Below are 24,205 nucleotides of genomic sequence, written 5' to 3'. Positions count from 1 at the left end.
ATGTAACCGGGAGGAATTGCGATGGGTTATGCGGCAGAAGGCGTCGGAGCCGGCTATGGCGGACTCGGCACGAGCACGGGCGTCATCCTTGTCCTGTTCATCCTGCTCGTCATCATTTCGCGCGCCTTTTTCATCTAAGTCCAGCTCGCAGCAAAAAGAGGGTGTCCCAAAAGCCTTGGCTTAGGGACATCCTCTTCTAAGATGGGTTAAATACTAAAAAATCTTCCTCTGGCATGATGCAGGTATCCCCCCGACATCGGCCAAAAAGGAAGATTTTGTTGTGCATTCAATAGACCACGGACCCGCTTGCCCTGCCCATGGATTTGTCCGAGGACTCCCCGAAACCCGCCTCATTCGTGTCTTGTATGCGGCGGCGGTGGACCGCATGGGCGACAAGATTTTTGCCGAGACAGTGCATGGATAGGATGTACTTGCGAACCGCCTTGGCGATCTTTCGGGAGGAGTAGACGCCGGCCGGTAACCGGACCGACCAAGGCAGAATTATGCCTTGGATTCGGCACGCCGGCCGGTAACCTGGCCATCCAAGGCAGAATTATGCCTTGGTTCCGGCCCACCGGCCGGGAACCGGACCGACCAAGGCAGAAATGTGCCTTGGTTCCGGCTCGCCGGCCGGGAACTGGACCGACCAAGGCAGAAATGTGCCTTGGATTCGGCACGCCAGCCGGTAACCGGATGTCAGGACAGTTCCTTGTACTTGGCCGCGTACTTGCTCACGCTCTGCACGAACGTCGCATGCGACCAGGTGAGCGGCGCGACGGACAGCGGCGTGCCGTCATGCGGATTGAGCTGCTCCGGCAGCACGCCGCTCTCGAGCGCCGTCCGCACGACCCACTCGAGCGTGCGCTTCGGCGCTTCCAGGTCGGCGAGACAGCGCGCCGAGTCGATCTCGAAGTTCGCCACCCACAGCGTGCAGATGATCCACGGGTTGCCCGGCACCCGGTCGATCTCGCCGGACTGCTGGAAGTAGTAGTCGTTCGTATAGCGGGCGATGCCGCCGACGTCGGTGCGTACGGCCAAGCCGTCGCGGATGGCCGTCATCGTGCGCACGACGCGCTCGTCGTCCGCCGGCAGCACGCCGAACTCAAGCACCGCGAACAGGCTGCTCTCAAGCGTCATGTCCTTGACCCAGCCGCCGTCCTTCTGCACGAGCCCGCGCGCGAACCGGCCGCTCGCCTCGTCCCACAGCTGCGTGAGGATGCCGTGCTTGACTTCCTCGGCGGTGCGCTTGTAGTGGTCGCTGCGCTCGTAGTCGCCGAACAGGTCGGTGAAGAACGAAGCGGCCATCAACCCGCCGTATACCGAAGCCGCCGTATACGTCCAGATGCCGTAGCGCTCCTCCCACAAGTCGTAGCTCGGCTTGGGCAGCGAGAGCGAATGCTCCATGTAGCTGCTGAGGAACGCGGCCGACTTGCGGATCAGATTGCTGTACAGCGACTGCGGCAGCTCGATCACCTGATGCCGCTGGAAGTCCCGCCACAGCGCGAACAGCACGAGCGCCGTCTCGTCCTCCTGGATCGGCAGCCGCTTCGCTCCCTGCACCGTATACGGATGCCAGCTGGAGCCGACCGTGCCGTCGGGATTGAACTTGTGGTTCAGGTAGCCGTCCGGCGTCAGCGCCTCCGAGCAGAATTGGAAAAACGGCGCGATGACGCTCTGATAGCCTGCCAGCGACATCGCATCGGCGACGAGCGCGCCGTCGCGAGGCCACATGTAGCTGTAGTGGTCGCGGTTGTACTGCAGGATGTCCGTATCGTTGGCCGCGATGATCGCGCCGCGCTCGTCCGTCTGCGTGCGCACGAGCAGCAGGCTCTGCCGGAACATGCGGGCGACCTCCGGCGGCAGGTCGCCGAGATCCTTTTCGGCACGGCCGAGCCAGTGGTTCCAGTAGACGACGATGCGGCTCAGCAGCTTCTCCGGATGCTGGTCCTGGACGTAGTCGTTGAGCTGCTTGACCTCCTCCAGGCTCTTGCCGATCGACATCCAGTAATAGACCGTCTTCTCGCCGCCGGCCGGCACGACCGTGCGGAAGCTGATCGTGCTGTCGACCGAGCCTTGGGCGATCGCGTTGCCCATCAGCACGCCGTCCTCGGCGTCGCGCCATGTGCCCTCGGCGGAGTGGAACCGCTTGATGCCCGTCGAGTACTGGGACATGCCGCCTTCGTCGGAGAAGCCGTTGAACATGAAGTAGGACGAGCGCTTGTAGTGGAACAGCGTATGGTTGTCGGGATAGTAGGCGGCGGTGTCGCCGACCTCCGTGCCGTCGATCATGAGGTCCTGGTGGAAGAACAGGCGGAATTCCCGTTCCCGATCGGCGTGATTGCGGATGACGACGCGCTTCAAATAGATGCATTCGCGCTGGTGGATGCCGTCGTTCATCTGCAGCTCGACGCCGAGTCCGCCGTGACGAGCCGTGACGTCGGTGACGAGGGAGTCCTCGATATAGCCGAGCTCCCTCGACCACGCCGGATCCTCCAGCCAGCTGAACTGGCCTTCGGTCCAGAGGCCGAGGCGGCAATACTGGCCGCCGACGTGGTTGAGCTGACCGACGTACGGATAGTAAATGTCGCGGATATAGAAATTCTGATCGAGGTTGAGCAGCATCTTGCCGTTTCCGATTACGAGGTGACGGGCCATGAATCCTTCTCCTTCCGCTCGGGCGCGAGTTGTTCGTACAGGTCGATGTAGGATCGGGCGGAACGGTTCCAGCTATAGTCGTCCCCGGCCCCATTGCGGACGATCGCCTCCCAGGCGGCAGGCTCGCGGTAGAAATGGAGCGCTCGGCGGATCGTGAACAGCATGTCATGCGCGTTGTAGCTCGCGAAGCTGAATCCGTTTCCTCGGCCAGTATATTCGTCGTAAGGCTGGACGGTGTCCTTGAGCCCGCCGGTCTCGCGCACGATCGGCACGCTCCGGTAGCGGAGCGCGAGCAGCTGGCTGAGGCCGCACGGCTCAAACTGCGACGGCATCAGATACAGGTCCGAGCCGGCGTAGATGCGGCGGGCGAGCCCGTCGTTGAAGCCGGTCGCGATGCTGACCTTGTCGTAGCGGGTATGGGAGGCCGAGCGGAACATCTCCTCGTACTTCCACTCGCCGGAGCCGAGCACGGCCAGCTGCATGTCCTCCTCCAGCAGCTCGCCGAACACGCCGTCGATCAAGTCGAAACCCTTCTGCTCGACGAGCCGCGAGACGATGCCGATGACCGGCACGTCCTCGCGCTGGGGCAGCCCGAGCTCCTTTTGGAGCGCGAGCTTGTTCTGGCGCTTGCGCTCCAGCGAGTCCAGGTACGGGACGGCGATCGCCTCGTCGTTCATCGGGTCGAACAGCTCCGTGTCGATGCCGTTGACGATGCCGGCCAGATCGCCCGCCCGCATGCGCAGGATGCCGTCCAGCCCTTCCCCGTAGTACTCCGTCTTGATCTCCTCGGCGTACGTCGGGCTGACCGTCGTCAGCTTGTCCGCGTAGAGCAGGCCGCCCTTCATGCAGTTGGCCGCGCCGTCATGCTCGAGGCCGTCCCAAGCGAAGATCTCCGGCCCCATGCCGATCAGATCCATCATCTCCTGCTTGCCGAACACGCCCTGGTAGCGCAGGTTGTGGATCGTGAACACGGTGCGGACGGACGACAGTCGATCGTCGGCGAAATAGCGCCGCTTGAGCAGGAACGGGATGAGGCCCGTCTGCCAGTCATGGCAGTGCAGGACGTCCCAGCGGATGTCCATCCTCCGCGCCGCCTCCAGCACGGCGATGCTGAAGAAGACGAACCGCTCCGGATCGTCGCCGTAGCCGTACAGGCCGCCGCGATGGAAGTAGAACTCGTTGTCGATCAGATAATAGACGACGCCATCCACCTCGCCCTCGAGCAGGCCGCAGTATTGCGTCCGCCAGCCGAGCTGCACCGTGAACTCGTCGATCTTGCGGAAGCGCTGCGCCAGCGTCCACGGAATCGTGTCGTACTTGGGCAGGATGACGCGGGCCTCCGTGCCCGCCTGGCGCAGCGCCTTGGGCAGCGCGCCGGCGACGTCGGCCAGTCCGCCGGTCTTGGCCAGCGGCACCGCTTCCGATGTTGCGAAAAGTACATTCATGAGTAGGGTTCCCTCCAGGTTGGCTCCGCCGTTCCGCTCTGTCTATGTGCGCGGGGGCAGGCCGGAATGTCGGCCGGGCTCATCTAACGGTTAGTATCGGCCGAAGCGCGGCCGGATGTTGGCTTTTTAGGCGCAAATAGAGAAAAAGACCATCAGATGGTCTTTCTCTTGCCCGCCACGAAGGGCAGGCCTGCCGTGCCGCGGATATCGCGATGCGGCTCGACCTGGCTCTCCTTGTCGAGGATGACGCGGTCCAGCTGCGTCCCGTCGCCGATGACGCCGTTCTGCATGACGATGCTGTTGCGGATGACCGCGCCTTTGCCGACATGGACGCCGCGGAACAGCACGCTGTTGATGACCGTGCCCTCGATCTTGCAGCCGTTGGCGATGAGCGAGTTGCCGGTCTTTGCCCCTTCGAGGTAGCGGGTCGGCGGCTCGTCCTTGGTCTTGGTGAAGATCGGGCCCGGCCGGAAGAACAGCTCGCGCCACGCCTCGGGACGGAGCAGGTCCATGCTGGTCCGGTAGTAGGCCTCGACCGTATTAACGACGCCGAGATACCCCTCGTAAAGGTAGCCGAAGATGCGCAGCCGGTCGATCCGGGACAGGATCGCGTGCCGGACGAGATGGTCCTGGCCTTGGGCCAGCGACGTCTGCACCAGGTCCATCAGCAGATCCTTTTTCATGACGTAGATCTCCATCGAGTGCACGTCGGAATCCATGTTGCCGAAATGGTCCTGCATGTCCTTGACCCGTCCGCCCTCGCCAAGCTCCACCTTGCGCGTCTTGCCGCCGAGCAGGTCGGCTTGCTTTTTGCAGATGACCGTAATGTCGGCGTTCTGGCTCTCGTGGTAGTCGATGACGGCATCCAGATCGACGTTGCACACCATATGGCTCCGCGTCACGACGACGTATTCGAGCTTGCAGCGCTGGAAGTAGTCCCGATGCTGGTAAAAATGGTACAGGTCGCCTCGGCTCAGCTCATGAATCTGATCGGACGACGGCGGCAGCACGAACAATCCGCTCTGGCGCGTATGCAGGTCCCACGGACGGCCGGAGCCGAGATGGTCCATGAGCGAGCGGTATTTCGTATGGGCGAATACCGCCACCTTGGAGATGCCGGAATTCACCATGCTGGAGAGGATGAAGTCGATCAGCCGGTAGCGCGCGCCGAACGGCACGGTCGCCGGGCAGCGGGTGGCGGTCAGGCTTTCCAGCTCGTCGGTCTCGTGGATCAGGTTGACGACGCCCATCGCTTTGTTCATCATGGCTGCTGCACCTCCTGGAGCGAATGGTTGCGGGCGATCTTCTCGTCGCTGCCCACGACGCCGATCTCCGTTCCTTCCGGCGAGCCGAGCACGACGCCCGCCTCGAGCACGGCGTTCTCGCCTACGATCGTGCGGTACACCTTGCAGCCCGCGCCGATGATCGCGCCCGGCATGACGACGGACTCGGAGATGTGGCATCCCTCGCCGATCTCGACGCCGCTGAACAGCACCGAGCGGGATACCTCGCCTTCGACGACGCAGCCTTCCGTAATCATCGACTCGCGAATCGAGGCGGCCGGAGACACATAATGGGCCGGACGATTGTGGCGGGTCGAATAGATGCGCCAGTCGTCGTCGCCGAGGTCGAGCTGCGGCTCGCAGCCGAGCAGGTCCATGTGGGCTTCCCACAGGCTCTCGATCGTGCCGACATCCTTCCAATATCCCTTGAACGGGTACATGTGCAAGCTGATGTCGTCCTCGAGCATCGCCGGGATGATGTCCTTGCCGAAGTCATGCGACGACTTGCGGTCGGCTTCGTCGCGGATCAGATATTTCTGCAGCACTTTCCAGTTGAAGATATAGACCCCCATCGAAACGACATCGCTCACCGGATGCTTGGGTTTCTCTTCGAAGTCGGCGATGCGGGTGCCTTCGCCAAGAATCATCGTGCCGAAGCGGCTCGCTTCCTTGATGTCAACCTCGAGGCCGGCGACGGTCACGTCCGCGCCGGTCGATTTATGATGCTCCAGCATCTTTTCGTAATCCATCTTGTAGATGTGGTCGCCGGAGATAATGAGCACGTATTCCGGTTCATAGCGGTCGATGAAGCCCATGTTCTGATAGATGGCGTTGGCGGTTCCTTTGTACCAGTCGCCGCCTTTGGACTTGACATAGGGCGGGAGCACGGCCATGCCGCCGTCGCTGCGGTCGAGGCCCCAAGGGCTGCCGATGCCCAAATACCGGTTGAGGACGAGAGGCTGGTACTGGGTCAGGACGCCGACGGTGTCGATGCCCGAGTGCATGCAGTTGCTCAGGGTAAAGTCGATGATCCGGTATTTGCCTCCGAAATGGACGGCCGGCTTGGCCAAATCCTTCGTGAGGACGCCGAGGCGCTTTCCTTCTCCCCCGGCTAGCAGCATGGCGATCATTTCTTTTTGGCCCATGGTCCCAACTCCTCGTGTCAGTGTGTTCCCCTCGGCTGGTGCTCAAGCAGCTGGAAGGACAGCGGGGGCAAGTGCAGGGTGAGGCTGTACTCGCGGCCATGCATCGGAGCGGGCTGGCTGGAGAGGAAGGTCGGAAGCTCTGCGGAGGCTCCGCCGTGCCGGGCGTCGTCGCTGTGCAGGAGCAGCTTGAATCTGCCCTTGTCCGGCACGCCGACCCGGTACTCTTCGTAGCGGCGGCTGGAGAAGTTCGCGACCGCGACGGCGTAGCTGCCGTCCTTGCTCCTGCGGATGAACGAGACGATGCTCTGCTCGGCGTTGTTGACGTCGATCCATTCGAAGCCGACCGGATCGTAGTCCTGCTCCCACAGCTGCGGCAGCTTGCGGTACAGGCCGTTCAGCTTGCGCACGTACTGCTGCATCGACCGATGGGAGTCGTACTCCAGCACCATCCAGTCCAGCGACTCGCTATCCTTCCATTCGTCGAACTGGCCGAATTCTCCTCCCATGAACAGCAGCTTCTTGCCGGGATGGGCCATCCAGAATCCGTAGAACAGGCGCAGGTTCGCGAACTTCTCCTCGTAGCTGCCGGGCATCTTGTTCAGCAGCGACTTTTTGCCGTGCACGACTTCGTCATGGGACAGCGGCAGGATGAAGTTTTCCGTGTGGTGGTACATCATCGCGAAGGTGAGCCAGTCATGCCGCTGGGACCGCTGCGACGGATCAAGCTGCATGTAGCGGAGCATGTCGTTCATCCAGCCCATGCTCCACTTGAAGTTGAAGCCGAGCCCGCCGTCGTGCACCGGCGCCGTGACGCCCGGCTCCGGCGAGCTGTCCTCGGCGATCATGAGCGTGTTCGGGAAATAGCGGAACACCGCCTTGTTCAGCTTCTGGAGAAAAGCGTCCGCTTCCAGGTGGCGCGTGCCGCCGTAGATGTTGCGCGCCTGCAGCTCCGGCGGCTTATCCATCGTCAAGTCGCGCATGCTCGCGACCGCGTCGACGCGCAGGCCGTCGACATGGAACAGGTCCATCCAGTACAGCGCGTTGGAGACGAGGAAGCTCTGCACCTCCGTGCGGCCGTAATCAAAGGCGTTCGTGCCCCAGAGCGGCTTTTCCGCGAGGCTGGGGTCGGCGCTCTCGTAGAGCGGCGTGCCGTCGAACCGGCGCAGTCCCTGCTCGTCTTTGACGAAGTGCGCGGGCACCCAGTCGAGGATGACGCCGATGCCCTTGCGGTGGCAGCGGTCGATGAACTTCATGAGGCTCTTGGCCGGGCCGTAGCGCGCCGTAGGCGCGAAGTAGCCGGTGATCTGATAGCCCCACGACTTGTCGAGCGGATGCTCGGCGAGCGGCATCAGCTCGATATGGGTATAGCCCATGCGGACGACGTAGTCGATGATCTCCCCGCCGATCTCGTCGTAGCTGTAGAACACCTCCGGCGCCTTGATCTTCCAGGTGCCCAGATGCATCTCGTAGACGAGCATCGGCTGGTCGTACGGAGAAGTCGTCCGCTTGCGCCGCTCCCACTCGTCGTCCTTCCACTTGTAGCCGGACAGGTCGGCGACAACCGAGGCGGTGTTCGGGCGCAGCTCGCTCGCGAAGGCGAACGGATCCGCCTTGAGCAGCTTGCGGCCGTCCGCGGTCACGATCTCGTATTTGTAAAGGTCGCCGGCCTTGAGGCCGGGAATGAACAGCGACCAGACGCCGGTCGCGTCGACCGGCTCCATGCGGTGCTGCCCGCCGTCCCAGCCGTTGAAATCGCCGGCGACGCCGACCTCGCGGGCGTTCGGCGCCCAGACGGTGAAGCGCACGCCGCGGCGGCGTTCCTCGAGCCTGACATGCGCGCCGAACGTGCGATAGGCGAAGTCGTTTTCGCCGCGGTTGAACAGGTACACGTCCTTGAGGAGCGCTTTGTCTTGCTTGGACTTGGCGGATGGCTTCGGCTTGGCGGAAGCTCTCGGCTTGGCGGATGGCTTGGAGTCGGCGGGCTGGTCGATGCTGGCGGGCCGGCCGTCCAGGACGGCCGGATCGGATGGAACGGGCTGCTTGGGCTTGAGTGTAGGCATAGGGGACACCTCCGGATCATTCTCGCTTAAGGCAGGCGGCATTCGGGTGAAAGTAGTTCCATTATAGCAAACCTGCGCCACGCCATGATAGATTACTTGACGCAGATGCGCCGCCGCCTCGTCCCGGAGGCGGACCAGGCGGCCGGACGCCCGCAAAGCCTGCTTGAACGGGATCTGCATGCGCGGTTTTATGTAGGATCGCCGAAAAATGAAAACGCTTTTACGAAGCTCTTGCCCTAAGAATATACCCGCCGCAGGGCCGGGTCAATCAGAGGTGGCGAATTGTCGCATGATTCGGGCGGCAGCTTCGGCAGCAAGGGCGGCTTATCCTCGGTATAACGCCGGCAGGGCAGGCGCCCGGGGGGGCGGCATGCTCGGAGATCGCCGCATGCCTCGGCGGCCCGGCTTGAAGCGTTGCCGGACGCTTGGCTATCCATCTAACGATACTGACAGACGCTATTCGTGGAAAAGAAGGCTCCAAAAAAATCTAACGATACTGACCGAGCTTATTTTCTTAAACAGCCTCAAAATCGAGGGGAAAAGGGCCAATAGGCTCTGTCAGTATCGTTAGAATTCAAAACTCGCCTCAAACGATGAAATAAGGCTCGCTAGTATCGTTACGTTGAGCGGACCCAAAATTGACGGAAGGCCGCACACACCCAAGCTGCAACCAATGTGCCTGGAACGACTGGCCTCCGGGAGGCAGCCGATTCGACAGATGCGGCCGGGCGCCAATTCGTTCTCTGGATGAGCCGCCCTCCCTATGCCGTCGGCCGGGCGAGCCGCATCAGCCGCGCGATGCGGCTGATGCGACAGATACCCGCTCCAGGCGAGTCATCCGTCTGACCCGGGCAGCGGCATCCAATCCGGGAGCGCATAGGACCGATAGCGCAAATTCCCGCCCACCTGCTTCAATCTCCCCAGCTCGACCAGCCGATGCAGAATCCGTCTTGCATAAGCGGCGCTCACGTTGAGATGGACCGTCAGCTCGGAAGGCGTGAACGGACGAAATACCCGCCTCGCGTACCGGACCGTCTCCGCCTCCAACGCCGTCAGCGAGCCTGCGCTTTCGCCCGCGATGAACTTTCCGACGAAAGAAAGTACCAGCTGCTGGCAGCGCTTCGGCTCCTCGACGATCGACAGATAGGCGACGGGGATGAACAGCCAATCGTCGATGGACAGCATCGAGTACCTCCAGCTGAGGTCCTTGAAGCGCCTTACATCAAGATCTCGAGCATGAGGACCAAAGCCCTGAATCTCGATGCCCCCCTTCGCGCCCCCGCCCGGAAGATAAGCCAGATCGACATATCGGTAGCCGTTCGACGCGTCGCGCACTTCCCATTCTGGATGCAGATGCTTGAAGCTGCGCATGGTCGGGAACCAGATTTGCTTGAGGAAAGCGACCGTGCCGTGGCCCAGCCCTTTCTCCAGAAGCTCTCGGCGGCGCGGATTGGTCTCGTCCTGAATCTCGGCTTGCAGCCATTCGTCATAGGCAGTTTGAAAGTTTGGCATCGTTTCTTCGGCTCCTTTTCTGATTCGAAATGAACGAAAAAAGCCGCTTCAAGCCCTCCCGGATCGGGATGGACTTGAAGCGGCGCGTGCTTCACGACCGCAACTTGCTTTAATGTCTCGCTTCGCGACTTGCTTTAATGAATCTCGGTTCGACTGGGGCAGTCCTGCGAGAGGTACGTCAGTCGGCGAAGGCGACTGCCATGCCTGCTGCGAAGATGCCTAGCGGCGGCGTCCCTTCACATGCAGCAGGATCAGGATGAGGGCGAAGGCGGTCAGCGCCATCAGCGGAATCGTGATGAAGCCGAGCCAGTTCAAGTAATCCTGGTTGCACGGCACGCCGGACTTGCACGGCACGATGCCCGACAGCGACGGGAACCATTGGAGCAGGTTGTGGTAAAAGGAGATCGCGATGCCGATCCAGGCGAGCGGCAGCGCATAAACGCCGATCTGCCGGTCTCCGCGATAAGCCGCGATGCCGAGCAGCACCGCCAGCGGATACATGAAGATGCGCTGGTACCAGCACAAGTCGCACGGCATGTACCCGGCGACCTCGCTCAGGTAAAGGCTGCCCAGCGTCGCTGCGAGCGCGACGACCCAGGCGCAGTAGAAGCGGTAGCGCTCCCACAGTCCTTGCGGCTCGTCCTCGTCCTGGTCAAAGGAATCCGGCTCGTCATGCTCGTAGAGCTCCCCATCGGTGTTCTGTTCGGCCATGAGCCGCCACCCTCCCCATCAAAATTTCGGCGCGTCCTCGGACGTCATGCGCTTTTCGCGAAGCCGATTTCAAGCGCGCTCTTCCGCTCCGCGCATTCCATCCGGCGAAGCGGCTTACTTCTTCTCGTCGAGCTTGGCGTCGATCGCCTTCTTGATGTCGTCATAGCCTTTGAACTGGAGCTGCTCGCCGTCCACGAACAGCGAAGGCGTGCCGCCGACCTTGAGCGTCGACTCGGCCAGCCGGCTCTCCTCGGCGACCTTGTCGGAGCCGACGCCGGCGTTGATGTCGCTCAGCAGCTTGTCGAAGTCGATGTCGAGCTTGGCGTCCTTGGCGATCTGCACGAGCCGCTCGGGCGTCGCCCAGACGGTAGTCTCATCGCCTTGGTTCGCATAGATCGCATCATTGTAGGCCCAGAACTGCTCCGGGTCCTGCAGGTAGACGGAGTGGGCCGCGACGGCCGCCGTCACCGAATCCTGTCCGAGGAAAGCGTAGTTCGCGAAATACAGCGCGGCCTTGCCGTCGTTGATGTAATCCTGGACGAGCAGCGGCTTGACCTGCTCGGAGAACAGCTTGCAGCTCGGGCACTTGTAGTCGCCGAACTCGACGAGCTTGACCTGCGCGTTCTCGTCGCCGAGGCGCGGCATCTCCCCGTAGTTGAACGCATGGGGCTTGGACGAATTGTTGATGCCCAGAATGATGACGACGGCGATGAACGCGATGGCGATCGTCAGCCAGATGAGCGCTCCGTTGCCCTTCTTCTGCTTGGCTGGAGGCACGTAGACGTTCTTCTTTTTCTTGCTGCTCTTCGATTGGCTCAAGAGGCGTCCTTCCTTTCGGTCATGATGCTCGTAATCTAGCAGCCTGGCCACCCAGGCACTTACTAAAGTATAGCCAGCTCGCGAGAACAGCGTCAAGCGTCGAAATAACGAATTCCGGGGGAGAAATCGACGATCTCGAGTCGCCGGAACGTCGACGCTGCCGGCTCATCGGCCGGCCGTCTCGCCGGCGTACCAGCTTACGTCGTCCAGCATGATGCGCCCCGCCCCGCCGTCCGCCGATCGGAAGCGCAGCTCCAGACGGTCAAGCGAGTCCGTATCGAGCAACGGCTCGGCCTCGCGGAAGGCGGACAGCGGCAGCCGAATCGTCACCCGCGCCAGCTCGGCCGGGCGGTCGTACTTGCCCTCGCTGGCGAATCCGTCGAGCCAGGCCGGCCGCAGGAACGGCTCCTCCTCCACCGCCGCGAGCGCATCGGCGACCGCGACCTCAGCCTCGGCGCCATTTCGATCGCGCAGCACGACCTGCAGCCGCAGCTCCTGGGGCTCGCAGTCCGCTCTCTCGGAGCATAGCTGGCGGCCGAGGTTGGCCGCCGTGAAGCTCAGTCCTCCTCCGTCGGGGTCCAGAGGCTGCGGCAGTCCGGTCAGCCTCAGCCAGCTGCCTTCCGAAGCGGTACCGCTCCCGGAAGCATCCTCATCGCTGCCCGGCCTTTCAGCGGCTGCCCCAAGAGCTCCCCAGGAGACGACGGCGCCTCGACTGCCTTTGGGCGAGCCGTTGCGGTCGAGCAGCGGATCGGCGCTCAAGCTGGAGCCATCCGCCGCTTCGGCGCGCACGCCGGAGCCCGCTTGCCGGGCATCCTCCTGCTCGAAGTCGGCAACAGGCAGCTCGTCTGCGTCGGCGTACAGCCGGTACGTCCGGACGCCGGAAACGGCTTCCGGACGGCCTGCTTCAGCCGCCGCCGAAACGCTCGTCTCCTCGGACTTCGCATCCGAGGCTTCCGACTCCGGCAGCAGCCAGGCGCGGGCGGCGGCGTCGCCGCCGAGCACCGCGTCCGCGAACGCCCCGACATACGAGGCGGCGAGCAGGCGCTGCCGCTCGCCGCTCAGCATGTCCCGCTGGCGCAGCAGCAGCCCTCCCGGCAGCGAGTTGTCCATCGTGCCCCAGTCCGCGTTGAAGCGGCTGTGGTTCGCATCCTCGATATACACAGCCGCCTTGAAGCGGTCCGAGCCCGGCTCGAGCCGCACGCGGCCGTATTGCCTTTCTCCGTAAAAGACGGTCAGATCCGCATCCCGCGAGCCGTGCAGCGTGAGATAGCTCGCATGCTCCAGCACGGCCCGCTGGCCGTCCTCCTCCGTATCCGTCGGAGCGAGCGCGGCGACGCCGAGCACCGAGCGGGCCAGAGCGGCATCGCCGGGGAACCACTTGCCCGCATCCGCCGCCATCGCGGCCGCCTGCCCGCCGCGCGAATGCCCGATCAGCAGCGTCCGGGACGCGTCGAGCTTGCCGGCGAGCGGTCCGTCCGGCTGGCCGGACAGACGCTTCAGCTCCTCGAGATGGCGCAGCAGCAGCCACGCCCGCAGCTTCATGTCGTCGTCCGGGATGCCCGTCCAGGGCGAGAAGTTCAGGAAGTTCTCGTCGACCGAGACGGCGGCGTAGCCTTTGGAGGCGAGCCGCTCGCCGAGGTAGGCGTAGCCTGCATCCGATCGCTGCTGCGCGATATGGTTGCCGTGCACGATGAGCGCGAGCGGGAACGGCCCGTCTCCGTCCGGAAGCCACAACGTGCCGTTCAGCGGCATCCGATCGGGCTCGAAGCCCCAGTACCACGCCTTCAGCCGGCTCCAATCCGTCAGCAGCGCCGAAGCGTCTGCGGAGGAGGTGCGGATGTCCGCCTCCGCGGCGAACTCCGCCCGGCGGCCGGTGCCGCTGCCGTAGGTCAAGACGGAGTAGGCGTAGGCGCCGGATCGGCCCGGCAAGTCCGGCGCGATCGCGCTTCCCGCAGCGCCCGCGCCGTCCGCATCGTCCGCCGAGCCGCCGAAGCCCGGCGCCGGCAACGACAGCAGGAGCGGCAGCACGAGCAGCGCTCCGGCGGAACAGAGCAGCGCGGCCAGCGGCTGCGGCCGGCGAAGGCGAAGCCGCGGCAGCGCGGCGGCAAAAGCTACTCCGCCGACGGCGGCGGCAAGCGCGTACGCGGCCGCGAGCGGCAGCGCCGCCGTCCAGCGCAGCTCCGCGACGAGCAGCGCGCCAGCCGTGCCGGCGGCAAGCGCCAGCGCGCCGCCCGCGAACCGGCGAGGCAGCGGCAGCCTCATCCAGCACAGCAGCCAGGACAGCGCCCAGGCGGCGATGCCGAGCGCGGCCGTGCCGGCCAGCGTCATCGCCATCAGATCATAGGCGGGGCCAAAGCCGAGCGGCAGCCCTTGCGCGCAAGCGGCGCACAGGAACGCGGCCCCGATCCAGACGCCCGCCATCGACCGGCGCCAAAAAGCCGTGTCGCGCTGCCCGGGCGCTTCCTGCGGCAGCAACCGCTTGCGCCACGGCTTCCGAATCGGATTACGATTCGGCTGTCCCGCTCTTCCAAGCGGCCCCCACTCGATCGACACGTCTGCTCGCCTCCTGCTTCTCTCGTTGACTCTTCGATTCTACCAGTATAGCAGACCGGGGAGAAAGAGCTTCGCGATCATGAAAGGCAGGCAAAGGCAGCCACCCCGCCAACTGCAGCCGCATGAAAACAAACCGAGGGTGCCCCAAAAGCCTTGGCTTAGGCTTAGGGACACCCTCTCTGAACCGAGCTCTCGGATGTCTGCAGCCCGATCGATTCGGGTTACAGCCATTGAATTACGCCAGACAGCCCCGCTTGCCCATTCATCTCTGCTCCGCGCGCCGCTTGCCCTTGTCGGCTTCCCTGGCATTGGCGTCGGCCTCGTCGCGAGCCGCCTGCATCTGCTCGAGCGTCTTGGTCTGCAGCCTCGCCGCGCCTTCGTACTCGCGCGTCGGGATGAGATTGCCGGCCGCCAGCCGCTCCTTGGCGGCGGCGATCGCCTCGCCGTACTGCGGCAGCCAGCGCTCGCCGGCGACGAGCATCTCGTCGACGAGCTGCCACACCTCGGGCGGATTGCATACCGCGCCGACGAGCGGATCCATCAGGAACGCCTGGCGCAGCAGCTTGTCGTCGCCGCGCACCGCCGCCTCAACGGCCAGCCGCTGCACGTTCACGCTCGCCTGGCAGACGGCGGCCGGACCGAGCGGCAGGTCGCCGACGACCGGCATCGAGATGCCGTTGCGGTCGACGTAGCCCGGCGCCTCGATGATGCAGTCATCCGGCAGATTCGAGATGACGCCGCGATTGACAACGTTGAAGTGGCCGCGGTACACCCGCCCCGTTTCCAGCGATTCGATGATGTAGCCGCCGTGCTCCTGGCTCCGCTCCGACGCCTCGTACCGCAGCGCAGGCTCCTTCATCCACGCCGGGAACTCCGTCTCGAACCAGAGCCGGCCCTCGGTGCAGACGCGCAGGTAGCCTCCGGTCTCCCCGTTGATCCAGCTGTTCAGGTCGATCCAGTCCGGGATCTCCTGCGGACGCTTGCGGTACCAGGGCACGTATTCGCTCAGATGGCCGTTCGACTCCGTGCTGTAATAGCCGAAGCGCCGCAGCATGTCGATCCGCACCTTTTCCGTCCGGGCGAAGTCGGGATGGCGCTCGAACGCCTCCAGCAGGTCGCCGGTGCGGTCGACGCCGCCGGTCTTGACGCTGACGTACCAGGTCTGGTGGTTGATGCCCGCGCAGACGATGTCCACCTCGTCCATCTCCAGCCCGAGCGCCTGCGCGATCTGATGGTGGCCGCCCTGCACGCCGTGGCACAGCCCGATCGTCCGCACGCCTCCGTACGCGTTGCACGCCCAGGTGAGCATCGCCATCGGATTGGCGTAGTTGAGCAGCAGCGCATCCTCGCGGGCGAACTCGCGGATGTCCTTGCAGATGGCGAGCATCTCGGCGATGCCGCGCTGCCCGTACATGATGCCGCCGGCGCAGAGCGTGTCGCCGACGCACTGGTCGATGCCGTAGCGGAGCGGAATCTCCACGTCGGTGCGGAACGCCTCGAGCCCCCCGATCCGGATCGTGTTGAGGATGTATTTCGCGCCCTTCAGCGCCTCGCGCCGGTCCGTCGTCGCCTGGATCCGGATCGCGAGGCCGTTCTCGTCGATGTCGCGCTGGCAGAGGCTGCGCACCCGCTCCAGATTGTCCGGATCGATGTCGGCGAACGCCACCTCGATTCCCGCGAACTCCGGCACCGACAGCAGATCCCGCAGCAGCCCCCTCGTGAAGCCGATGCTGCCCGCGCCGATAAAAGCAACCTTGAATGACATGTCGCTCTCTCCTCCCTCAATCTCTTGATGGCTCTATGCTAGCCGATATCGGGAAGAAAGCGTTATCGCGGAACGAACCGATTGCTGCGGCTATTGTTCGAAATCCGAACCTTGCCCCGGCGAATAAGCGGAGTCCGGACGGCTGTCCGCCGTCACGGAGCGCCGGAACTCGGACGGCGTCATGCCCGTCTGGCGGCGGAACCACGCATGGAAGTAGGCGCGGCTGCCGAGGCCGACGTAATCCCACAGGTCGGACACGGGGATCGAGGAATGCCGGAGCAGCTGCCGCGCCTTTTCCAGCCGGATCGCCGACAGGTAGCCGCCGAGCGTGACGCCCTCCGCCTGCCGGAAAATCCGCTGCAAATAGCCCGGATGCAGGCGGACCGCCGCCGCCACCTGCTCCGCCTGCAGCGGCTGGTCGAGCCGCTCGGCCATATAGCGCTTGGCCTGCTCCACGTAGCCGTCCTGCGGACGCTCGGCCGCATGGGCCGTCTCCAGCCGCGACAGCCGCAGCAGCAGCTGGGCGTGCAGCAGCCTCGACATGGCGCTGCCGCCGATTCCGGATTCGTCGAGCTCCAGCACGAGCTGGCGCAGCGTCTGCAGCGCCCGCTCCCGGCTGTCCCGCAGCACGAGGCTGGGCGCCTTCCTCGACAGCCACTCCGCCAGCGGCGCGTCCGCCTCGGCAAGAGCGGCCGCCTCCGCGAGCGGCGCTGCCGCCGCCACGAAGCGGAACTCCACGTTGAGCATCCGGCATTCCTCGCGGACGAGCAGGCGATGCGGCACGTTCGCGTCGAGCAGCACGAGGTCTCCGCGCTTCAGGCGGCTGGCGGCGCTGCCCGGCTCCATCGGCGTCCCCAGCTCGGTCTCGACGAGGCAGCCTCCCTCCATGACGTACATGATCTCGGTCGCGTCGTGGCGGTGGTAGTCCATCGCGTAGCCTTGCCATTTTTTGAAATAATACGCCGTCACCTCCGGCTCGCAGCCGCCTCGGCGCACGGCCGGATCAAACAGGCTGCCTGTCCGGAACATCGGTGCTCGCCCTCCCTCTCGCCCAGTCTCGCGCCAGCAGGCCGTAGACGGCATGGTCGAGGAACATGCCGTCCGCATGCTCCTCCTCCCGCAGCACGCCCTCGAGCGAGAAGCCGAGGCGCAGCGCGACCGCCCGGCTGCGGCGGTTGTCCGTGCGCGCGCGGATCTCGACGCGGTTCAGGTCCAGCGTCCCGTAGGCGAACGAGAGCATCTCGGCGGCCGCCTGCGCCATCAGTCCCCGTCCCTGCCAGGCGCTGCCGAGCCAGTAGCCGAGCGACGCCTTGCGGTGGCGGAAGTCCAGCTCCTGGAAGCTGATCATGCCCGCCGCGGACGCCCCGTCCAGCAGCACGGCTGACATCGCCTTGCCCTCCTTGTAGCGCTTGCACTCGAAGCGCACATAATCCTTCATGTCCGCCGCGGAGCGGATCTGTCCGACCCAGGGCAGCCATGCCTCCAGCTCGCGCCGATCCTTTTCCAGCGTCCGGTACAGCGCCTTCGCGTCGGCAGGAGCGAGCACCCGCAGCTCGCAGCCGCCTTCCAGCCGGCGATGGAACATCGCCTTCGCCTCCCTGCCCGAAAGCGGGCTCGTTTTTTCCATCATAGCACGCGATTGTCTTTTTTCGAACGGGATCGTGTACAATAGGACTGCATGACGATACGCGAATGGAGGCTGAACCACTTGAGCAAATTGCAGCAGCAAATCGAACGCTACGCCGATCTCATCATCCGGGTCGGAGTCCGCATCCAGCCCGGACAGAAGCTCGCCATCAACGCGACGCTCGACTCGGCCGACCTGGTGCGCGGACTCGTCCGCAAGGCATACGAGGCAGGAGCCTACTCCGTCAAAGTAAACTGGTCCGACGATACGATCGCCCGCACCCGCTATGAGCTCGCTCCAGACGAGGCTTTCCTCGAGGAGCCCAAATGGTACGCCGGCGAAATGACCGAGCTCGGCGAGCAGGGCGGAGCCGCCATCAGCGTCGTCTCCTCCGACCCCGACCTGCTGAAGGGCATCGACAAGCAGCGGATCGTCAACCACCAGAAGACGTACGGCAAAGCGATGGCGGCCTACCGCCAGATGACGCAGTCCGACAAGTTCAGCTGGTGCGTCGTCGCCGCTCCGTCCAAGGCATGGGCGGCCAAGGTATTCCCCGGCTCCACCGAGGAAGAGCAGTACATAAGCCTCTGGAACTCGATCCTCAAAGCCGTCCGCTGCGATCTCGACGATCCGGTGGCGGCGTGGGAGGAGCATATCGCGAGCCTGAACTCCCGCTCCGAGCATCTGAACGCGCGCAAGTACAAAAAGCTCCATTACACCGCGCCGGGAACCGATCTGACGATCGAGCTGCCGGAGGGCCATCTGTGGGTGGCGGCGGACAGCGTCAACGAGGCCGGCATCCCGTTCGTCGCCAACCTGCCGACCGAGGAAGTGTTCACCGCCGCCAAGGCGGACGGCGTGAACGGCTACGTCTCGAGCACCAAGCCGCTCAGCTACGGCGGCACCATCATCGACAACTTCAAGCTGACGTTCGAGAACGGCAGCGTCGTCAAGGCCGAGGCCGAGCGCGGCCTGGAGACGCTCGAAGGGCTGCTCGAGATGGATGCCGGCGCCCGCCGCATCGGCGAAGTGGCGCTCGTGCCGTTCGACTCCCCGATCTCCCGCTCGAACATCCTGTACTACAATACGCTGTTCGACGAGAACGCCTCGAACCATCTGGCGCTCGGCAGCGCATACGCCTTCAACATCGAGGGCGGCAAAGGGCTTTCCCAGGAAGAGCTCGCCGCCCGCGGCCTGAACACGAGCATCACGCATGTCGACTTCATGATCGGCTCCGCCGACATGAACATCGACGGCATCGCCGAGGACGGCAGCGTAGAGCCGATCTTCCGCGCCGGCAACTGGGCGTTCTAAGCCAGGCATCTGCGAGCGCGCCAGCGGATCTGAACAGGCGTCGCCGCATGCAAAAACCCGGGAACAAACGGACCTCGCTCCGTTCGTTCCCGGGTTTTTTATGATTGCGGACGCTTGCGCCTCGCGGCTCAGCCTCGCTGCCGCGCCTTGGCCGAGCTGCGATAGGCGTCGATGGCCTCCTCCAGCTTGTCGCGCCGGATCGGCTTGCTGAGATAGTCGTCCATGCCCGCCGCGAGGCAGGCTTCCCGGTCGCCGCGCAGCGCGTTCGCCGTCACGGCGACGACATACGGCGGGCGCGCGAGCCCCATCGCCCGGATCTCGTCCATCGTCTCGAAGCCGCCGAGCACCGGCATCAGAATATCGAGCAGCAGCAGATCGTACGGCTCCGGCTCTTGCAGCGCCTCCAGCACCTCGGCACCGTTCGCGACGACGCGGACGGAATGGCCCGACTTTTCGAGCATCTTGCGGATGACGAGCTGATTGATCTCGTTGTCCTCCGCGACCAGCACGCGCAGCGGACCGTCCGGCTCGGGCGCGGCCATCGCCGCATCCGGCAGGGCGTGCGGCGGCTGATCCCGGGCGGCCTTCGCGGCGAAGCGGAAGCGGAAGCGAGAGCCCTGGCCCGGCTCCGACTCGACCTCGATCGTGCCGCCCATCAGCTCCACCAGCCGGCGGGAGATGGCAAGGCCGAGACCGCTTCCCTCCTCCGTACGAGTCATATAGGTGCCGATGCGGCGGAACGGATGGAACAGCTGCTGCTGCTCCGTCTCCGTAATGCCGATGCCGGTATCGGATACCTCGCATTCGATGAGCCTGGAGCCGCGATCCTCGCCGCCCGCCGAAAAGACCGCCCGAATCTGCCCGCGCTCGGTGAACTTGACGGCATTGCCGATCAGGTTGAGCAGCACCTTGCCGAGCTTTTCGCGATCCCCGAGCAGCTCCGCCGGCACGTCCGCGGAGATCGCCGTTTCAAGCTTGAGCCCCTTTTGGACGACGATCGGCATCTGGATCGCGACGATCTCGTCGAGCAGCTCGGCAAGCCGGAACGGACGCTCCTCCGCGGCCTCGGCGCCGGCCGACTCCAGCCGCGTGTAGTCGAGCGTGTCGTTGACGATATGAAGCAGCGCATGGCTGCTCTTGCGGATCAGCTCGATATAGCGCCGGGCCTCTTCCTCGAGCGGCGTGTCGAGCACCATGCGCGTCAGCCCGAGGATGCCGTTCATCGGATTGCGGATCTCGTGGCTCATCATCGTCAGGAATTCGTTTTTGGCCCGGTTCGTCGCTTCGGCGGCTTCCTTTTCGATGAGCAGCTTCTTCTGCTCGCTCATGTCCTTGGCGATCAGGTAATAGCCCTTGATCGTCCCGTTGATGATGATCGGAGCGATCGAGGCGAGGATCTCCGTCACGCGTCCGCTGCGATGCCGCATGCCGCTGAGCTGCCGCTCGGCTTCCGTGTCCTGGCTCGCCTGGCGAAGGATCGGCCCGATCTCCTCGACGAGCAGGTACGGCGAGAAGTCCTTGCCCGCGAGCTCCTCCACCGGCATGCCGAGCATCCGGCCGGCCTCCTGGTTGTAGTTGATCACTCGCCCCTGCAGATCGAGGGAAATGACCGCGTCGTGATTGTATTTCTTGAGCGAGGTATACCGCTCGACCGATTCCTGCAGCTGAAGCTCGAACCGCTTGCGCTCGGAAACGTCCTCGAGGCTGAGCAGATACCCTCCGCCCGCGCCTTCCTCTCCATCGAGCGCGTAGCCGATGATGCGGAACATGCGGCGTTCGCCGCTCTGGAGCGTCATCTCCTCCTCGCAATCGATCGGCTCCAGCTGACGAATGCGGGCCAGCTCCGCCCTGCAGAGGCTGTCCGCCGGAAAGCAGAGCCTCGCGAGCGCGTCGGCTCCGAGGCCCGTCAGCTCCTGCTCCGTGCAGGCGAAGGTGCGGAGAAAGGCCGGATTGACCGTCATGATGCTCAAGCCGGAATCGAAAAGAAGGAGGGGAACGGGGCTGAGGCTGATGACCGAGGCCAGCATGGCCCGGCTGGGCTGGGCTGGCGTCCGCTCCCCCGCTCCGCTCCGCTGCGCTGCGTTTTTTTCCATGATTTGATGTCCACTCCCGGTCCGTCGGTTTGATCTCCCCCTATATTAACCGTATCGGCCGGCTCTCGCACCTCATCTGAAAAAAAAGGCAGGCAAGCCCCCTCAGCCGGCCGGAACGGCCGCCAAGAGCCAGAACTGCTTGGCCTCCTGCCGCAGCAGCGCTTCCGGCGCCGTCACCCGGCCGTCGTCGGGCACGCCCTCGTCGACCGCGCCGCGATACAGCCGGTTGTCCGGATTGGGATCGAAGACGAGGAAGCCCGGCTCCCCTGCCGCCGTCCGCGCCGGCTCGGCCAGCAGAATGAAATGCCCCGCCGACGTGAATCGGCCCGGCTTCATCGAGGCGATGGCCACATCGCCGCGCTGCAGCGCCGCGCGCGCCTCGTCGATGGAGCCCGTCGCCTTGCAGGCGAGGCCGTACTCGCGGCTTGCCGCCGGAAAGAAGCTCCAGGACGTGCCGGAAGCGCGCGTCCGGTGCCCGCCCTTGACGGAAAAGGCCGCCAGCTCCGTCGGCAGCGGCCTGGCGCGCGTCAGGCTCGCGACGGCCATCGCCATGCAGGTCGGACCGCAGCCGGAGCTGCCGATCGTTTCCTTCCCCCCGATCGTGTACGGCACATTTCGCCAGCGCGGGTCCTCCTGGCTGTAATAGATCCGTTCGCGCGAGACGCGCTCCTCGCGGACGGCCGTGGAAGCGAACAGCGCCTCCCAGGTCTGGCGTCCGACGACGCCGGCCGCGCTGCCCGCATTGCCGAGCCGGCTCCGCGTCTTGAAGCGGTTCACCGCATGCAGCGTATTCCGGCCGAAGCAGCCGTCCGCCTTCAGCGGCGCCCCGTCCGCGCCCGAGTAGCCGAGCGCGGAAAGCCGCTCTTGGACGAGCCGCACCGCCGCGCTCGGCGCGGCAGCGCTCGCCGCCGACAGCGGTCCCCCGAATTCAGGCGTCGAGCCCGACGCCGTCGCTCCGCTCATGACGACGCTCTCCCGCCGCCTGCAGGGGGATCGCCGCCCGTGGCCGGCAGACGAATCGAGCTGGAATCGAAATACGGGCTGGACATCCATCCCGCAGCCTCGGCGGCCAAGGCGGTGCCCGCCCCCGCCGCAAGCTCCAACCGCTCCAGCAGCAGCTGCTGGCCGAGCAGCACGTCCTGCAGCATTTCGCAGACGAGCTGAAGCGTCGGCTCGAACGGCGTCTTCCCGGTTCGCGCGAGCGTCCTCTCGGCCAGCTCCTCGCTCATCAGCCGCTCCGCGCGAGCCGACACCTCGAAGCTCGCCGCGACCGGCAGCGAGTCCGCTGCCGGCAGGCGCATCAAGTCCCATGCCTCCGCGCCGGAGCTGCGGATTTCCAGCAGCCCGCCGCCCAGCTCGCCCGCTGCCGCGCCTCCTGCCTGGCGGCCGTTGATGCCCGGCGTCTCGCCCGCTGCCGCCGCGCCCTCTTTGCGGAGCTTGCGCTTCGTGTCATCGCTCACCGGGCTTCACCGCCTTTACGAATAGTTCCGCGTTGCGATCGAGCCCCTGCGTCGCGATCCGCAGCACGCCGGGCTCGCGGCTCGTCACCATGAACGTCGCGGTGCCGCCGCTGACCTGCACCGGCTGCGTCTGGCCCTGCACCGACACCGGCACGACGCCGCTGAAGCTCTCGTCCAGCCGCGACATCCAATCTCCGACAAGCAGCATGACCCGGATCGCATCCGCGCCGTCCGCGGCCAGCTCTCCCTTGTCGGCCGTCAACAGCGCCGCAGTGCCCGCCAGGACGCCGTCCGCATAGCGGGCGAACAGCAGGCCCGGCTGTCCGTACTGCTCCTCCGTCAACGGCACGAGCGAGCTGTGCTCGAACGGCTCCGGAAAATCGCAGCGCCCGACGACCCGTCCGTCCGCCGCGATTTGCGCGTAATAGCTAGGCATATTCAATCACCTCCCAGGAAATGAAAACCGTCCGGCCCGCAGGCAGTCCTCCGGCGAACAGATAGATCCGCTCGCTGAACAGCACGGCGTAGACGCCTGACGAGGTGCCGGCATCGCTTTTGACCTGATATAAAGTGGATGTCACTTGGAGAAAGCTTTTCGAGCGGTCGATCCACGGAATCGGCACGTTGACGGAGTCGCTCGGATTCGCGATCGACGTCTCGCCTCTCAGCACCTGCTTGATTCCCACGCCTTTCCACCCCGTTCCGTCGTTGTACTGCAGCTTGCCGCCCGCGGCGGAAAAATGGATGCCGTCCACCTTGTCGGCGTTGGCTGCGCTCGTGGCATTGCCCGCCCCCGCCGCGTAATCGGCCGTCAGCGCGCGCTGGGCGAGCGTGTTGCTGCCCGCCAGCCGCGAGGTGATCGCGAAGTTGAAATGGACCAGGCCGACTCCGTTGCGCTGCGCGAGCACGAGCCGGTTCCGATGGTCGTAAGGACGTCCGTTTTCCAAATAGACGCCCTTCTGAGCCGCGATCTCGCCTGCCGTCCCAAACGGCAGATCGATATAGAGATAATCCCACGCGCCGAGCGTGAACGTGCCCCGCGACACCCGGATGTAGCTGCCCGAGGCCGGATTCATGACGATGAGCGTGCCGTCGAGCGTCACCTTGCCCGCCCCGTCGTCGACGATGCCGCCCTCGCTCATGACGACGAGTCCTTGCAGCCGCGCATTGAGCCCCCAGCCGCGCTCGTCGTCGAGCGGGTCGAGATCCCGGTTGCCGTGGCTCGAGCTGAACACGCTCAGGCAGGAGACGGAAGCGGAGCCGTCGGCGGCAGCGGCCGCCTTGACCGTCAGCCGGACATAGCGGCAATCGGCGTTCGCCGAGAACGGCAGGTACGACAGCGGCGAATAGGCCGGCTTGCCGGCATGATCGTAGGTCTTGATCCAGTCGGTCCCGTTCGGACTCGCCTCGACGATGAAGTCCTTCGGCAGCGAGGCGGCGCTCTGGACCGGCCATCCGCCGAAGCTGATTCCTTCCAGCTTGGCGCAAGGCAGGCCGAGATCGACCGTCAGCGACAGCGGATAAACGGAGCCGGCAGGCAGCGCCCGGCGGCCTCCCTCTCCGGCCGCCGCGGAAGACCACGGAGCGGTCGGCAGGCCGATCAGCACGCCGCCTGTCGCGGCGGCGCGTTTGTTTTTGGCGACGTTGGCCGAGCTCGTCTTGACGACGAACCGGTCCAGCGCTTCGATATTTTCATTTTGAGCCGCTCTGCGGACGATGTCCGATGGCTCGAATGTCTTGAGTCCGCTAGGCAGCTGCGCCAC

Annotated in this window: 19 protein-coding genes; 2 read left to right on the top strand and 17 right to left on the bottom strand. The window is 64.8% G+C overall.

Features of this window, described 5'->3' with window-relative positions:
- Positions 1 to 21: 21 nt before the first annotated feature.
- Positions 22 to 138, top strand: coding sequence for a sporulation protein YjcZ (locus H582_RS31175; protein WP_084137414.1), 117 nt, complete (start codon positions 22 to 24; stop codon positions 136 to 138).
- Positions 139 to 696: 558 nt separating this feature from the next.
- Here H582_RS31175 and H582_RS0118055 read toward each other — a convergent pair.
- The 12 genes from H582_RS0118055 to H582_RS28350 form a co-directional block, all read right to left on the bottom strand.
- Entirely contained in the window at positions 697 to 2,655 is a 1,959-nt protein-coding gene (locus tag H582_RS0118055) for a glycoside hydrolase family 15 protein (RefSeq protein WP_028599636.1), read from the bottom strand.
- Positions 2,637 to 4,100 carry a glycogen synthase GlgA gene (glgA, locus tag H582_RS0118050; protein WP_028599635.1) on the bottom strand — a complete coding sequence of 488 codons (1,464 nt, stop codon included), beginning with the start codon at positions 4,098 to 4,100 and terminating at the stop codon, positions 2,637 to 2,639. Before glgA ends, H582_RS0118055 begins: the two co-directional genes overlap by 19 nt.
- Before the next feature lie 152 nt (positions 4,101 to 4,252).
- Positions 4,253 to 5,365, bottom strand: a complete 1,113-nt coding sequence (gene glgD / locus H582_RS0118045) for a glucose-1-phosphate adenylyltransferase subunit GlgD (protein ID WP_028599634.1) — start codon at positions 5,363 to 5,365, stop codon at positions 4,253 to 4,255.
- Positions 5,362 to 6,528, bottom strand: a complete 1,167-nt coding sequence (locus tag H582_RS0118040) for a glucose-1-phosphate adenylyltransferase (RefSeq protein ID WP_028599633.1) — start codon at positions 6,526 to 6,528, stop codon at positions 5,362 to 5,364. The genes glgD and H582_RS0118040 overlap by 4 nt, the downstream gene beginning before the upstream one ends.
- A 17-nt stretch (positions 6,529 to 6,545) precedes the next feature.
- Positions 6,546 to 8,588 carry a 1,4-alpha-glucan branching protein GlgB gene (glgB, locus tag H582_RS28365; RefSeq protein ID WP_084137413.1) on the bottom strand — a complete coding sequence of 681 codons (2,043 nt, stop codon included), beginning with the start codon at positions 8,586 to 8,588 and terminating at the stop codon, positions 6,546 to 6,548.
- An 834-nt stretch (positions 8,589 to 9,422) separates the two neighbouring features.
- On the bottom strand, positions 9,423 to 10,100 hold the full coding sequence (locus H582_RS0118030; protein WP_028599632.1) for a hypothetical protein: 678 nt from the start codon (positions 10,098 to 10,100) through the stop codon (positions 9,423 to 9,425).
- Positions 10,101 to 10,319: 219 nt separating this feature from the next.
- The gene (locus tag H582_RS0118025; protein ID WP_084137412.1) at positions 10,320 to 10,811 is read right to left on the bottom strand and encodes a disulfide oxidoreductase; all 492 of its coding nucleotides are present in this window, start codon (positions 10,809 to 10,811) and stop codon (positions 10,320 to 10,322) included.
- A gap of 114 nt (positions 10,812 to 10,925) precedes the next feature.
- On the bottom strand, positions 10,926 to 11,630 hold the full coding sequence (locus H582_RS0118020; RefSeq protein WP_028599630.1) for a DsbA family protein: 705 nt from the start codon (positions 11,628 to 11,630) through the stop codon (positions 10,926 to 10,928).
- 165 nt (positions 11,631 to 11,795) lie between these two features.
- Positions 11,796 to 14,183 carry an alpha/beta hydrolase gene (locus tag H582_RS30320; protein WP_127464328.1) on the bottom strand — a complete coding sequence of 796 codons (2,388 nt, stop codon included), beginning with the start codon at positions 14,181 to 14,183 and terminating at the stop codon, positions 11,796 to 11,798.
- A gap of 262 nt (positions 14,184 to 14,445) precedes the next feature.
- Positions 14,446 to 15,948, bottom strand: coding sequence for an alpha-glucosidase/alpha-galactosidase (melA, locus tag H582_RS0118010; RefSeq protein WP_028599629.1), 1,503 nt, complete (start codon positions 15,946 to 15,948; stop codon positions 14,446 to 14,448).
- Between the two features lie 90 nt (positions 15,949 to 16,038).
- Positions 16,039 to 16,977 (bottom strand): AraC family transcriptional regulator, encoded by a 939-nt coding sequence (locus H582_RS28355; protein WP_052333404.1) that lies wholly within the window; start codon positions 16,975 to 16,977, stop codon positions 16,039 to 16,041.
- A complete protein-coding gene (locus H582_RS28350) occupies positions 16,952 to 17,533 on the bottom strand; it encodes a GNAT family N-acetyltransferase (RefSeq protein ID WP_164820098.1) in 582 nt (193 codons plus the stop codon). The genes H582_RS28355 and H582_RS28350 overlap by 26 nt, the downstream gene beginning before the upstream one ends.
- Before the next feature lie 123 nt (positions 17,534 to 17,656).
- Between H582_RS28350 and H582_RS0117995 the strand changes: the two genes are divergently transcribed.
- Positions 17,657 to 18,889, top strand: a complete 1,233-nt coding sequence (locus H582_RS0117995; RefSeq protein WP_028599628.1) for an aminopeptidase — start codon at positions 17,657 to 17,659, stop codon at positions 18,887 to 18,889.
- A gap of 128 nt (positions 18,890 to 19,017) precedes the next feature.
- Here the strand turns inward: H582_RS0117995 and H582_RS0117990 are convergent, their stop codons facing one another.
- The 5 genes from H582_RS0117990 to H582_RS0117970 all read right to left on the bottom strand — a co-directional run bounded on the left by H582_RS0117990 (position 19,018) and on the right by H582_RS0117970 (position 24,205).
- Positions 19,018 to 20,982: a PAS domain-containing hybrid sensor histidine kinase/response regulator gene (locus H582_RS0117990; protein WP_052333402.1), complete on the bottom strand. Its 1,965-nt coding sequence runs from the start codon at positions 20,980 to 20,982 to the stop codon at positions 19,018 to 19,020.
- Between the two features lie 102 nt (positions 20,983 to 21,084).
- A complete protein-coding gene (locus tag H582_RS30315; protein WP_052333401.1) occupies positions 21,085 to 21,945 on the bottom strand; it encodes a C39 family peptidase in 861 nt (286 codons plus the stop codon).
- The gene (locus H582_RS32470) at positions 21,942 to 22,442 is read right to left on the bottom strand and encodes a hypothetical protein (RefSeq protein WP_028599626.1); all 501 of its coding nucleotides are present in this window, start codon (positions 22,440 to 22,442) and stop codon (positions 21,942 to 21,944) included. Before H582_RS32470 ends, H582_RS30315 begins: the two co-directional genes overlap by 4 nt.
- Positions 22,432 to 22,878: a hypothetical protein gene (locus H582_RS0117975; RefSeq protein ID WP_028599625.1), complete on the bottom strand. Its 447-nt coding sequence runs from the start codon at positions 22,876 to 22,878 to the stop codon at positions 22,432 to 22,434. Before H582_RS0117975 ends, H582_RS32470 begins: the two co-directional genes overlap by 11 nt.
- Entirely contained in the window at positions 22,871 to 24,205 is a 1,335-nt protein-coding gene (locus H582_RS0117970) for a discoidin domain-containing protein (protein ID WP_028599624.1), read from the bottom strand. Before H582_RS0117970 ends, H582_RS0117975 begins: the two co-directional genes overlap by 8 nt.

The organism is Paenibacillus pasadenensis DSM 19293, assembly GCF_000422485.1.
Lineage (GTDB): Bacteria > Bacillota > Bacilli > Paenibacillales > Paenibacillaceae > Paenibacillus_O > Paenibacillus_O pasadenensis.
The sequence above is the reverse complement of the archived record's forward strand: the minus strand, read 5'-3'. Positions and strand labels throughout refer to the sequence as shown.

What these genes read in the sequence shown, in the direction of transcription:
- H582_RS31175 (WP_084137414.1), top strand. Translation starts at nt 22, where the DNA reads ATGGGTTATGCGGCAGAAGGCGTCGGAGCCGGCTATGGCGGACTCGGC.
- H582_RS0118055 (WP_028599636.1), bottom strand. Translation starts at nt 2,655, where the DNA reads ATGGCCCGTCACCTCGTAATCGGAAACGGCAAGATGCTGCTCAACCTC.
- glgA (WP_028599635.1), bottom strand. Translation starts at nt 4,100, where the DNA reads ATGAATGTACTTTTCGCAACATCGGAAGCGGTGCCGCTGGCCAAGACC.
- glgD (WP_028599634.1), bottom strand. Translation starts at nt 5,365, where the DNA reads ATGATGAACAAAGCGATGGGCGTCGTCAACCTGATCCACGAGACCGAC.
- H582_RS0118040 (WP_028599633.1), bottom strand. Translation starts at nt 6,528, where the DNA reads ATGGGCCAAAAAGAAATGATCGCCATGCTGCTAGCCGGGGGAGAAGGA.
- glgB (WP_084137413.1), bottom strand. Translation starts at nt 8,588, where the DNA reads ATGCCTACACTCAAGCCCAAGCAGCCCGTTCCATCCGATCCGGCCGTC.
- H582_RS0118030 (WP_028599632.1), bottom strand. Translation starts at nt 10,100, where the DNA reads ATGCCAAACTTTCAAACTGCCTATGACGAATGGCTGCAAGCCGAGATT.
- H582_RS0118025 (WP_084137412.1), bottom strand. Translation starts at nt 10,811, where the DNA reads ATGGCCGAACAGAACACCGATGGGGAGCTCTACGAGCATGACGAGCCG.
- melA (WP_028599629.1), bottom strand. Translation starts at nt 15,948, where the DNA reads ATGTCATTCAAGGTTGCTTTTATCGGCGCGGGCAGCATCGGCTTCACG.
- H582_RS28355 (WP_052333404.1), bottom strand. Translation starts at nt 16,977, where the DNA reads ATGTTCCGGACAGGCAGCCTGTTTGATCCGGCCGTGCGCCGAGGCGGC.
- H582_RS28350 (WP_164820098.1), bottom strand. Translation starts at nt 17,533, where the DNA reads ATGTTCCATCGCCGGCTGGAAGGCGGCTGCGAGCTGCGGGTGCTCGCT.
- H582_RS0117990 (WP_052333402.1), bottom strand. Translation starts at nt 20,982, where the DNA reads ATGGAAAAAAACGCAGCGCAGCGGAGCGGAGCGGGGGAGCGGACGCCA.
- H582_RS30315 (WP_052333401.1), bottom strand. Translation starts at nt 21,945, where the DNA reads ATGAGCGGAGCGACGGCGTCGGGCTCGACGCCTGAATTCGGGGGACCG.
- H582_RS0117975 (WP_028599625.1), bottom strand. Translation starts at nt 22,878, where the DNA reads ATGCCTAGCTATTACGCGCAAATCGCGGCGGACGGACGGGTCGTCGGG.